The 11,118-nt window shown below is 67.1% G+C and carries 11 protein-coding genes; 4 read left to right on the forward strand and 7 right to left on the reverse strand.

Features of this window, described 5'->3' with window-relative positions; genetic code table 11:
* Positions 1-248 precede the first annotated feature (248 nt).
* The 4 genes from murU to AC1VAN_RS02525 all read right to left on the reverse strand — a co-directional run bounded on the left by murU (position 249) and on the right by AC1VAN_RS02525 (position 3,894).
* A complete protein-coding gene (gene murU, locus AC1VAN_RS02510) occupies positions 249-959 on the reverse strand; it encodes an N-acetylmuramate alpha-1-phosphate uridylyltransferase MurU (protein WP_478013570.1) in 711 nt (236 codons plus the stop codon).
* An 11-nt stretch (positions 960-970) separates the two neighbouring features.
* Positions 971-1,996 (reverse strand): aminoglycoside phosphotransferase family protein, encoded by a 1,026-nt coding sequence (locus tag AC1VAN_RS02515; protein ID WP_442252382.1) that lies wholly within the window; start codon positions 1,994-1,996, stop codon positions 971-973.
* 65 nt (positions 1,997-2,061) lie between these two features.
* The gene (locus AC1VAN_RS02520) at positions 2,062-2,331 is read right to left on the reverse strand and encodes a GlsB/YeaQ/YmgE family stress response membrane protein (protein WP_025874000.1); all 270 of its coding nucleotides are present in this window, start codon (positions 2,329-2,331) and stop codon (positions 2,062-2,064) included.
* 69 nt (positions 2,332-2,400) lie between these two features.
* Positions 2,401-3,894: a M20 family metallopeptidase gene (locus AC1VAN_RS02525; RefSeq protein ID WP_080149492.1), complete on the reverse strand. Its 1,494-nt coding sequence runs from the start codon at positions 3,892-3,894 to the stop codon at positions 2,401-2,403.
* A gap of 198 nt (positions 3,895-4,092) precedes the next feature.
* Here AC1VAN_RS02525 and AC1VAN_RS02530 point away from each other — a divergent pair, with 198 nt between their 5' ends.
* The 4 genes from AC1VAN_RS02530 to AC1VAN_RS02545 all read left to right on the forward strand — a co-directional run bounded on the left by AC1VAN_RS02530 (position 4,093) and on the right by AC1VAN_RS02545 (position 7,210).
* Positions 4,093-4,419 (forward strand): ComEA family DNA-binding protein, encoded by a 327-nt coding sequence (locus AC1VAN_RS02530; RefSeq protein WP_033832065.1) that lies wholly within the window; start codon positions 4,093-4,095, stop codon positions 4,417-4,419.
* Positions 4,420-4,756: 337 nt separating this feature from the next.
* Positions 4,757-5,824: a L,D-transpeptidase gene (locus tag AC1VAN_RS02535; RefSeq protein WP_105164937.1), complete on the forward strand. Its 1,068-nt coding sequence runs from the start codon at positions 4,757-4,759 to the stop codon at positions 5,822-5,824.
* Between the two features lie 17 nt (positions 5,825-5,841).
* Positions 5,842-6,567: a murein L,D-transpeptidase catalytic domain family protein gene (locus tag AC1VAN_RS02540; protein ID WP_025873996.1), complete on the forward strand. Its 726-nt coding sequence runs from the start codon at positions 5,842-5,844 to the stop codon at positions 6,565-6,567.
* A 34-nt stretch (positions 6,568-6,601) separates the two neighbouring features.
* The gene (locus AC1VAN_RS02545; protein WP_032975832.1) at positions 6,602-7,210 is read left to right on the forward strand and encodes a HutD/Ves family protein; all 609 of its coding nucleotides are present in this window, start codon (positions 6,602-6,604) and stop codon (positions 7,208-7,210) included.
* Positions 7,211-7,632: 422 nt separating this feature from the next.
* On the opposite strand, the gene AC1VAN_RS02550 is transcribed toward AC1VAN_RS02545, so the two are convergent.
* From AC1VAN_RS02550 to AC1VAN_RS02560, 3 genes are read right to left on the reverse strand one after another with little or no spacing between them, the layout of a single operon-like run.
* Positions 7,633-9,237 (reverse strand): sulfite reductase subunit alpha, encoded by a 1,605-nt coding sequence (locus AC1VAN_RS02550; RefSeq protein WP_442252067.1) that lies wholly within the window; start codon positions 9,235-9,237, stop codon positions 7,633-7,635.
* Positions 9,234-10,205: an FAD:protein FMN transferase gene (locus AC1VAN_RS02555; RefSeq protein ID WP_442252066.1), complete on the reverse strand. Its 972-nt coding sequence runs from the start codon at positions 10,203-10,205 to the stop codon at positions 9,234-9,236. The genes AC1VAN_RS02550 and AC1VAN_RS02555 overlap by 4 nt, the downstream gene beginning before the upstream one ends.
* A gap of 55 nt (positions 10,206-10,260) precedes the next feature.
* Positions 10,261-11,064 (reverse strand): DUF4198 domain-containing protein, encoded by an 804-nt coding sequence (locus AC1VAN_RS02560; protein ID WP_025873992.1) that lies wholly within the window; start codon positions 11,062-11,064, stop codon positions 10,261-10,263.
* Between the last annotated feature and the right edge of the window lie 54 nt (positions 11,065-11,118).

The following is an 11,118-nucleotide window of genomic DNA, read 5'->3' on the forward strand; positions in this document are numbered from 1 at the left end:
TCTCTGCTTGTGGTGGGTGACGACCGTTGGTCGTCACCAGAGCGAAGCGACCCGCTTCTGCTTTTCCTTCTTTTCCGTGGCTGGACGCACACGCAGACTGTCAGAGGTCGGGCGGGTGGGCCATGCAGGGGCGTTGGCGCCATGGATGGCGCCATCGAGCTTACATGGACGTACTTGCAGCGTCCCCTGCATGGCCCACCCGCCCGGCCAAGCACGGCTTTTGATTCAAGCGACCAACCACGACGGGCTCAGCCGTTCGCGGTCAACTCCGCATCCAGCGCATGCAGGCGATCAACGGTCCCGACATCGGTCCAGCGCCCGCGATGGTGCTGCCCCGTCATCAGCCCCTGTGCCATGAAATGCTTCTGCAACGGCACCACCGAAAACTTCGGTGGCACACACTCGCTGCCCGGTGCCTCACCGATCACCGCACGCCAATCGGCCACGATCGACGGACGATAGACGCCGATGCCCGCATAGGTCAGGCACGGGCCTTCGCGGTCATGGTGCAGTACACCGTGCGCGTCCAGCCGGTAGTCGCCATTGGGGTGCTGCGCGGGGTTGTCGACCAGTACCAGATGCGCTTGGCCGGCCGGTTCACGCGGCAGCGTGGCGAAATCGAAATCGGTCCAGATATCGCCGTTCACTACCAGGAACGGATCGTCCCCCAGCGCCGGCAATGCATTGAGGATGCCGCCACCGGTTTCCAGCGGGGTATCGCCTTCGTGCATGAAATGCAGGCGCAGGCCCCATTGGCTGCCATCGCCCAATGCGGCCGGGAACTGCTCGGCGAGCCACGCGGTGTTGATCACCACGTCGTGGATGCCGAGCGCAGCCAACCGCTCCAGATGCCACGCGATCAGGGGTTTGCCGGCCACCGCCAGCAGTGGCTTGGGCGTGTGCAGGGTGAGGGGGCGCATGCGCTCACCCAGGCCGGCGGCGAAAATCAGTGCCTTCATCGATGCGGCCTTCAGCGCTGCACGCGCATCGGCGCGGCCAACTCGGCCAGTGCCGGTTTGATCCGCGTTTCCAGCAACTGCTGCAGGGGCGCCAGTTCGCGATAGCGCGGCAGCACTTCATCGAGGTAGGTGATGAAGCGCGGCGCATCGTCCAGGTAGTGGCCCTTGTTGTCGCGATAGCGCAGGCGGCAGAACAGGCCGAGGATCTTCACGTGGCGCTGGATGCCCATCCAGTCGGCATCGCGCAGGAAAGTGGCACGGTCGGGTACCGGCAGGCCGGCATCGCGTGCGCGCTGGTGATACTGCGCCAGCCATTCGTCCACGCGCTGCAGCGGCCAGCTCAGGAAGGCATCCTTGAACAGACTTACCGCGTCGTACGCGATCGGGCCACGCACCAGGTCCTGGAAATCCAGCACCGCCGGGCCGCCATCCACCGGCATCAGGTTGCGCGGCATGTAGTCGCGGTGGGTCATCAGCTGGGCCTGGCCCAGCGCGTTGTCCATCAGCCGACGGTGCACCAGCTGCAGGCCTTCGATCTCGCCGCAGTCCAGTTCAAGGCCAAGATGGCGTTGCAGGAACCACTCGTCGAACAGGCCGGCATCACGCTGCAGCAGCGCTTCGCCGAACTGGCCGAAATCGGCCGGCACCGGAATGGCCTGCAGGCGCAGCAGCTGATCGATGGATCGGCTGAACCACTCGTCGGCATTGCGTTCGTCGAGGATCTTCGCCAGCGTCGGGCCGCCCAGGTCTTCCAGCAGCAGGAAGCCGGCGTCGAGGTCCTGGGCAAGCAGGGCGGGCACGCGCAGGCCGTGATCGTGCAGCAGGCCGCGCATGCGCAGCCACGGCGTGGGGTCTTCCAGCCCCGGCGGGGCGTCCATCACGATGTGGCTGCCGCGATGGCTGGTGGTGCGCCAGTAGCTGCGCATGCCGGCGTCGACCGAGGCGCGTTCGACCACGGTGTTGCCGTCGTCAAGCTGGGTACGGGCCCATTGCAGGCGCTGTGCGCTGCGCTGGGGATCAGAGGCGGGTTCGGTCATGCAGGCATATCCGGGCGCGCCGGGCGCGCCAACGTCGGGGGCAGAATGGGAAAAGAGAGGGCGGCTCAGCGGCGGCCGCTGAACAGGCGCAGGATCGCCAGCACGACGACCGCACCCAGCACCGCGCCGAGGAAGCCGGCCGGTTCACCGGGCGCGTACCAGCCCATGTACTGGCCGAACCAGCCGGCCAGCAGCGCGCCGATGATGCCCAGCACGATGGTCAGCAGGCAGCCCATGCGGTTGTTGCCGGGCATGAAGAAGCGTCCCAGCAGGCCGACGAAGAAGCCGACCAGGATGATGTAGAGCCAGCTGGTGCTGCCAAACAGACCGTTCATGCGATCACTGCTCTGGAAGGTTGGACGCAGCCTAGCAAGGCCGGGCTGCGTCCGTCACTGCGTGCTGGATCAGCAGCAGCCGTGGTCGCCGTGGCGGGTGCCGCTGTCGGCGGCCACCGGCGAACCGCTGGTCTCGCCACGCAGGCTGGCCGCGTAGTGCTCGCTGATCACCTTGGACACGCACGAGGTGACCTTCTTGCCCATCGGGATGTGCAGGAACTCGTTCGGGCCGTGGGCATTGGAGTGCGGGCCGAGCACGCCGGTGATCATGAACTGGGCGCCCGGGAACTTCTCGCCCAGCATGCCCATGAACGGGATCGAGCCGCCTTCGCCCATGTACATCGCCGGCTTGCCGAAGAAGGTCTGGCTGGCATCGTCGATGGCCTTGGTCAGCCACGGTGCCATCGCCGGCGCGTTCCAGCCGGTGGAGGCCTTTTCCAGGTCCAGGGTGACCTGCGCGCCGTTCGGCGGATCGCGCAGCAGCGCTTCCTTCAGCAGCTCGCCGCAGGTCTTGCCATCGGCAGTGGGCGGCAGGCGCAGCGACAGCTTCACTGCGGTATGCGGGCGCAGCACGTTGCCGGCCGATTCCAGCGGCGGCATGCCGCCGATGCCGGTCACCGACAGGGCCGGGCGCCAGGTGCGGTTGAGCACCAGCTCGGTCAGGTCGTCGTTCATCGGCTTGAGGCCATCGACCAGCGGGAATTTCTCGAAGATCGCGGTGTCGACCACGTCGGCGGCACGCTTGGCCTGTTCCAGGCGCTCGGCCGGGATCTCCACGTTCATGCCGTCGATCAGGATGCGGCCGGTGTCCTGGTCCTCGATGCGCGACAGCAACTGGCGCAGCAGGCGGAAGCTGGACGGCACCACGCCGGAGGCGTCACCGGAGTGCACGCCTTCGTTGAGCACCTTCACCGAGAAGTTGCCGCCGGTCAGGCCGCGCAGCGAGGTGGTGCACCACAGCTGGTCGTAGTTGGCACAGCCCGAATCCAGGCAGACCACCAGCGACGGCTTGCCGATGCGGTCAGCCAGATGGTCCACGTAGGCCGGCAGGTCGTAGCTGCCCGACTCTTCACAGGCTTCGATCAGCACCACGCAGCGGGCATGCGGCAAGCCCTGGGCCTGCAGTGCCAGCACGGCGGCCAGCGAGCCGAAGATGGCGTAGCCGTCATCGGCACCGCCACGGCCATACAGCTTGTCGCCGCGCAGGACCGGGGTCCACGGGCCCAGGTCGTCGTCCCAGCCGGTCATCTCCGGCTGCTTGTCCAGGTGCCCGTAGAGCAGGATGGTGTCGTCGCCGGTTTCGGCGCCGGTAGCCGGAATTTCCAGCAGAATCAGCGGGGTACGGCCTTCCAGGCGCACCACTTCGACCTTCAGGCCGGGCAGGTCCTGGGCCTTGGCCCAGGTTTCCATCAGGGTGACCGCCTGCTCCATGTAGCCGTTCTGCACCCAGTTGGCGTCGAACATCGGCGACTTGTTGGGAATGCGGATGTAGTCGACCAACTGCGGGACGATTTCGCTGTCCCACTTGTCATTGACGAATTGGCCGAGCTTGGCGCTGTCCATCTGAAACTCCGGTTGCATGGCTGATCCGCCCATTCTACGCCTCGGCCAAGGGTAGGGTTTTCCCTACATCACGTCGGGTATTTGGCTGGCTTTTAGAAATCCGTGAACCCTATACGCTGTGTGCATGTGGTGACGGACACTGTTTCGACCGACGGGATTGCCGGTCGGGACGGTCAGAACCACAAGGAGATACACGTCGTGCCTTGGTTTGTCGTGTTAAGGGCGCTGGTGCTGGGAGTGTGGATCGCGGGAGCGCAAGCTGCCGAGCCGATCGACATCAACCGGGCCGATGCCCAGGCGCTGCAGCAGGGATTGACGATGGTCGGGGCCACCAAGGCTGCGGCGATCGTCGAGCACCGGCGCAGACACGGCCCGTTTCACCGCGTCGAGGACCTGACGCAGGTGAAGGGGATAGGGACATCGATCGTCGAACGGAATCGACGACGGATCACCGTTGGCAACACGATGTTGCCTGCGGATCCGGTACCCGGATCGGTACCGGTGCGAACCGTACCCAGGCGCTGACAACAGGAATCGTCGGAATCTGCAGGATGCAGGTTCAATGGCTGCGGACAGGATGGCTGCAGCCGCCGACCGTCGCAGGGATGCGGCACCAATCACCAGGATGGTGGCATCACAGACCTGTGGAAGGGGCTGAGATACAAACAGGACAGACGCGGCCGCGTGCAGGATGCAACGCCGCCCCCGCTTCGCAGGATGCGAGGGGGTGGCAGCAGGCCGACAGGGACGTGACGATTGCCCGGTACGACACATGGCTGTGTCGCCGGGCAATTTCTTTTGGCGCGGCTGCGACGTGCCCATGGTGTACGGTGGGGTCTTCGCATGGAATGGAACCTGCTGGATGCACCTGCACCGTTTGACCTTGATGCTCGCCGTGGCCTTGGCACTGCCGTGCGCCGCACAGGCGGCCGCACCCTCCAAGCCTGTCGTGGCCACGACCTCCGAAGTACGCGGGCCGACCGACCTCAAGCCGGGCGAGTACCTGTGGCATCCGGAAGTCTCGCCGGCCGGTCCGATCGTGCTGGTGGTGAGCCTGGATGAGCAACGGGCTTACGTGTACCGCAATGGCATTGCCATCGGCCTGACCACGATCAGCTCGGGCAAGACCGGCCATGAGACGCCGACCGGTGTGTTCACCATCCTGCAGAAGGACAAGGACCACCGCTCCAACCTCTACAACAGCGCACCCATGCCGTACATGCAGCGGCTGACCTGGGACGGCATCGCCCTTCACGGCGGCAGCCTGCCCGGGCATCCGGCCTCGCATGGCTGCGTGCGCCTGCCGCAGGCCTTCGCCCAGAAGCTGTTCAGCGAAACCAAGCGCGGCGATACGGTGGTCGTGGCCGATGCCAAGAGCGCGCCGATGACGCTGGCCTATCCGGCGGTGCTGGCGCCGGTGAATGCACGCGGCCAGGCCCTGCCGGAAGGCGAGGGCGGTGCTCCCGACAAGGCCTGGTGGGATGATGCGGCCGCACCCAGTGGCCAGGTCGGCATCCTGGTCAGCCTGCACGACCAGCGCCTGTACGTGCTGCGCGATGGCGTGATGATCGGTGAGTCGCCGCTGAAGGCCGACGCGCTGCCAGCGTTCCAGGGCACCACCCTGTTCGTGATGGGCCAGGGCTACAGCGATACGCCCAGCCCGCTTGATGCACAGCAGCGCCTGCACCAGTGGACGGCCTATCCGCTGCTCGGCCAGGACCGCGCCCAGGCCACGCCGGACCTGCTGGCCACGCCGTCGTTGCCGATGGCCCTGCCGGCCGATTTCGCCCGCCAGCTGTACCAGGTACTGGTGCCGGGCACGACCCTGCTGGTGACGTCGCTGCCGGCGGTGCGCCCAAGCGCGGCTGAATCGGGAATGCAGCCGGTCTTGGAATCAGAGCCGCCAGCGTCCACCCTCAAGGGGTCCTGAGACCTCCCTACGTGCCCATGTCTGCTTCCCGCCTGTGCCGGCTGGCCGCCCTTGGCCTGCTGGCAACCACTGCCAGCGCCCCGGCCGGGGCACAGACGCCCATTGCCGCCATCAGCGCCGACGACCTCGCCGCGCAGCTGGCACGCACCGCGCCCAAGGCGGACCGTCGGGTTCTGCAGTTGGCTGCCCACGCCATGCGCTGCGCACTGCAGCGGCCGGAGCTGGGAGTCAGCAGTGAACGCCTGAGCGTGATCGATTACTCGCGGCCGTCCACCGAGCCGCGGATGTGGGTCTTCGATCTCGCCCGCCAGCGGCTGTTGTTCGAGGAGTGGGTGGCGCACGGCCGCAACAGCGGCGAGAACCGCACCGAACATTTCTCCAACCGCGATGGCAGCTTCATGTCCAGCATCGGTGCGTTCACCGCGCAGGAAACCTACATGGGCGGCAACGGCTATTCGCTGCGCCTGGCAGGATTGGAGCCGGGGTTCAACGATCGTGCGCGCGAGCGCGCCATCGTCATCCACGGTGCGCCGTATGTGAATCCGTCCACTGCGCAGTTGCAGGGGCGGTTGGGGCGCAGTCTGGGCTGCCCGGCGGTGCGGTTGTCGGTGGCCAAGCCGCTGATCGACGCGCTGCGAGGCGGCACGATGGTGTTTGCGTACTACCCCGACAAGGACTGGCTCAAGCACTCACAGCTGCTGGGCGGCGATTGCGGTACGGCTGCGGGTCTTGCAACGCGTTGATGCGTTACGGCGCGCGGCATGATGCAATGCGCGCATGAACATCGACTCCCTGTTGCAGACCCCGAGCCAGGTGATTTCCAGCCTGGACTACCGCCGCGAACGCTGGCGCAACGGCCTCGGCTGGACCCGCGAGATCCTGCGGTTGCCAGCGCAGGGCGATGATTGGGCGTTGCGCCTGTCGGTGGCCGAGATCGAGCAGGACGCCGCGTTTTCCGCATTCCCGGGCGTCGAGCGCGAACTGGTGCTGCTGCAGGGCAATGGCGTGCGCCTGCGTTTCGAGGACGGCCGCGTAGCCGAGGTGCTGCCACCGCATGGGCGCGTGCGTTTTGCCGGTGAAGCTGCGCTGCACGGCGAGCTGGTGGACGGCACCACCCACGATTTCAACCTGATGTGGAAGCGCGGACTGCTGCAGGCCGAGCTGCTGCATCGTCCACTGGTCGGGCCGATGTTCTTCTTCTGCGAGCCGGGCGTGGCCTGGGCCCTACACCTGTTGGGCGGGCAGGCCACGTTCGGCGCGGACAGCGGATTGCCTGCGATGCAGGCCGGCGATACCGCGTGGTTGGCCGCCGGTGAGCGTCAGCGGCATGCATTGCAGGGCGGCGGCGAGTTGTTGGCGATACGGGTGAGCGCGGCGGGCGGCTGAGCCAGCGTCGGCGCCCGGAGGCAATCATCCACGCATGGCGTGGATCTACTGCAGCATGGTTGTCACCTTGGATCCGCGTAGATCCACGCCATGCGTGGATGCGGCGGCCGATATCGCAGGTGCGGACAAGGGATCGCCGCCAGCCGTTCAGTAGATCCACGCCATGCGTGGATGCAGCAGCCGATATCGCAGCAGAGTGCCAACAAGGGATCGCCGCCAGCCGTTCGGTAGATCCACGCCATGCGTGGATGCAGCAGCCGATATCGCAGCAGGGTGCGAACAAGGGATCGCCGCCAGCCGTTCAGTAGATCCACGCCATGCGTGGATGCAGCAGCCGATATCGCAGCAGGGTGCCAACCAAGGTTCGCACCCACCAGGAGGCAGTTCGCACCCACAAGAGGCGGTTTGCCCCAAACGTTCGCTCAATACACGTCGCGCCGGTAACGACCGGCCAGCAGCAGCGCTTCCTTGCCGTCGGCACCGAGCACCTGCTCGATCACCGCATCCACTGCCGGGGCCATGCCCTGCAGGCTGCCGCAGACCAGGATCGTCGCGCCGTCATCGACCCACTGCCGCAGCGTGGATGCTTCGGCCAGCAGGCGATCCTGCACGTAGCGATGTGCGCCGCCATCACGGCTGAATACCGTATCCAGGCGGGTCAGCGTGTCGTTGCCGAGCATCGCCTGCAGTTCATCGCCGAAGTGGAAATCATGCGCGGCCGAGCGTTCGCCGAACAACAGCCAGGTGCGGGCACCGCCAATGAGTGCGCGTTCGTGCAGGTGCGCGCGCAGGCCGGCGATACCGGTGCCGTTGCCGATCAGCAGCAGTGGAACATCAGCGGCGACGCCATGGAAATTCTCGTTGCGGCGCAGGCGCATCTGTACCGGCCCGCCGATGGCGGCGTGGTCGCACAGCCAGCCACTGCCGATGCCCGGCGTGCCATCGGCACGCAGCTGTCGGCGCAGCAGCAGTTCCACCGCGCCGTCGTCCATCACCGAGGCGATGGAGTATTCGCGATGTGGCAGGGGCTGCAGGGCCGCCAACAGCCCAGGCAGATCGCCTGCTGCAACCAATGACGGCAGGTGCGAGCGCGCAACGCGGGCGAGCAGCGTAGTGCCGTCGTCCAACACGGTGTCCGCGTCGAAGCCCTGCGTCTGCAGCCAGTCGCGCGTGCTCTGTTCGGCATGCTGCGGACCGACCTCGGCGATGTCACCGGCCTGCCACTGCGCGCCGCTGCCGGTCGGGGGCTGCAGGCGCAGCCAATAGACCGGACCACCGGCGCTGCCGGGGTTGAGGTGGGTACGCTGCAGCAGCGTCCACGGCTGGTACTCGGCCGGTGTCCAATCGGGAAGTTCGCTCGCGCCGCCGCCGAGCTGGCCAAGCAGTTGCTGCCAGTGGCGCAGGGCAGCTGGATCGGCGTTGTCGACTTCAATGGCATCGAACAGCGGATGTGCTCCGTGCTGGCGCAGCCAGTCATGCAGCTGGTGGCCGAACGCGCAGAAATGCCCGTAGCTGCGATCGCCCAGTGCGAGCACCCCGTACTGCACGTGCTGCAGCGGCGGCTGCGTGCTCATTACCTTGCGCAGGAAGGGCAGGGCGTGGTCGGGTGCATCGCCTTCGCCGGTGGTGCTGACGATGAACAGTACACGCGCGCTGCCCGCCAGCAGGGTGGCATCGACCTCATGCAGACCGCGCAGGCGCACCGGCATGCCGGCCGAGCGCAGAGCCTGCGCACTGCGCTCGGCCAGTTCGCGGGCGAAGCCGGTCTGGCTGGACCAGACCAGCAGCATCGGTGGGTTGCCGCCTTCGGGCGTGTCGTCGCGCGGACGGCTGCGCCACCACAGCACGCCACACGCCAGCAGATACAGCGCAGTGGCGGCCAGCGCGATGCCCCATTGCCGAGCCGGCGGTGCACCCTGCCACCACGCTTCGCCCAGGTGCAGACGCAGCAGTGCCCCGCCGATCACGGCCAGCAGGGCCAGCACCATGACGTTGCCAACGGTCGCGCGCGGGAAACGCATGCTCATCCAGCCTGCTCATCCAGCAGCTGCTGGAAGGCGCTGCTGAGGGTTTCGCGTGGGCCGGTGGTGGTGCGTTCCAGATAGCGCGCGGCCAACCCCTCGCGCTCTGCCAGCGCGATGCCTGCATCGCGGCCGAGTACGGTCAGCGCGGTGGCCCAGGCGTCAGCGTGCATCGCGTCGCTGGCGACCACGGTGACGGCGGCTGCGACCTGCCGTACCGGCGTGCCGCTGCGCGGGTCAAGGCTGTGGCTGTAGGCCACGTCATCGTCGTGATAGTGGTGCCAGCGATCGCCGGAGGTGGCCACCGCCTTTCCGTCCAGCGCCAGGACACGCGGTGGCGTATCGGTGTGGGCATCTTCTTCCGGCGCCGACTCCACCAGCACGCGCCACGGCTGGCCGTCCGGCTTGCGGCCGTAACCGGCCAGTTCCCCACCGACTTCAATCAGTGCGGCATCGATACCCTGGCCGCGCAGCCAGGCGGCGACGTGGTCGACGCCGAAGCCCTTGGCGATCGCCGAAAGATCCAGCTCCAGGCCACCGGGCTGCAGCAGCGCATCGTCCTGCCAGTGCAGGCGCTGCCAGCCGCAGCGTGCACGGGTTGCCTGCAACGTGGCGGCATCGGGTGCGCGCCGTGCGCCGGCATGGGCGCCGAAGCCCCACAGCGCCACCAGCGGGCCGACGGTGGGGTCGAACGCACCGCCGCTGGCTGCAGCGATGGCCTGCGCGCAGGCCAACACATGGCGTGTTTCGATGGGAAGCACGAGGTACTGACCTGCGTCGGCACGGTTGTAGCGGCTCAGGTCGGAACCCGCTTCCCAGGTGCTCATCTGCGCGACCACTTCATCCAGACGTGCCTGGATGCCAGCATGCAGTGGATGCAGGTCGCGCTGGCGCGGTACGACCAGCGACACGCTCCAGGTGGTGCCCATGGTGGTGCCGCCCAGCCGGGCGATGTCGAGTGCGGTAGAGGTCATGGGCATGCGTGGCAGGCTGCGATACCAGGGCGTGCCGGGTATCGCAGCGCTGTCTTTACTGCGGCAGCACTTCCAGCGTGGCGACGTAGCTGAGGCGGCGCTTGGCGGCCTGCTTGACCGAGGTCTTCTTGTCCTCGGTGCCGGTTTCCAGCCAGTACATGCCGGCTTCCGGCCAGGTCACCTTGATCTCGCCCTTGGCGTCGCTGGTCAGCTTCTGCTCGTCCTGCGCGTTGCGGTAGCGGGTGCCGCCGCGCACGATCTCGAACTCCAGGCCTGCGGTCGGCTTGCCGTCGACCAGTACGCGGAAGGTGGCTTCCTCGCCGGCGAACAGGTCGTTCGGGTGACCGACGGCCACCAGTTCGATGCCGCGGTTGGTCGGCTTCAGCGCGGTGTCGTTCGGCGCCCCGTTGGTGACGAAGGTCTCCACGCGGCCGACCGACTGGCTCACTTCCAGCTTCTTCGCATCCTTGGGCAGTTCGCCGAAGGTAGCGGCGGTACCGCGCCAGCGCTTGCGCTCGCCGTTCAGCTCATAGGTGGCCGACAGGCCGTCGTTGACCGAGGCGATGCGGTAGGTGCCCTGCTGCTTCAGCTCGACGTCGAACACGCTGCGGTACTTGCCGGTGGCCGCGTTCTGCGCCTGCACGGTGCTGCCGTCCGGGGCGGTGATGACCACCGATTCGAGGCGCAGCGGCACGTGATTGAAGTAGAACAGGTCGTTGGAGACCGCACCGTCGACGGTGATCCACGGCGCGTTGCCGGCGATCACGGTCTGCGAGGGCAGCAGCCAGGCCTTGTGGGCCAGGGCAGAGAAGGGAAGGGCAGCGGCCAGAGCGGCGGCGAGGACGAGCGTGCGCTTCATGCGGAAGACTCCAGGGTGATTGATGGGGTCAGAGCCCTTCCTGCGGAAGTGATC

The organism is Stenotrophomonas sp. 05L44_2, from assembly GCF_056665995.1.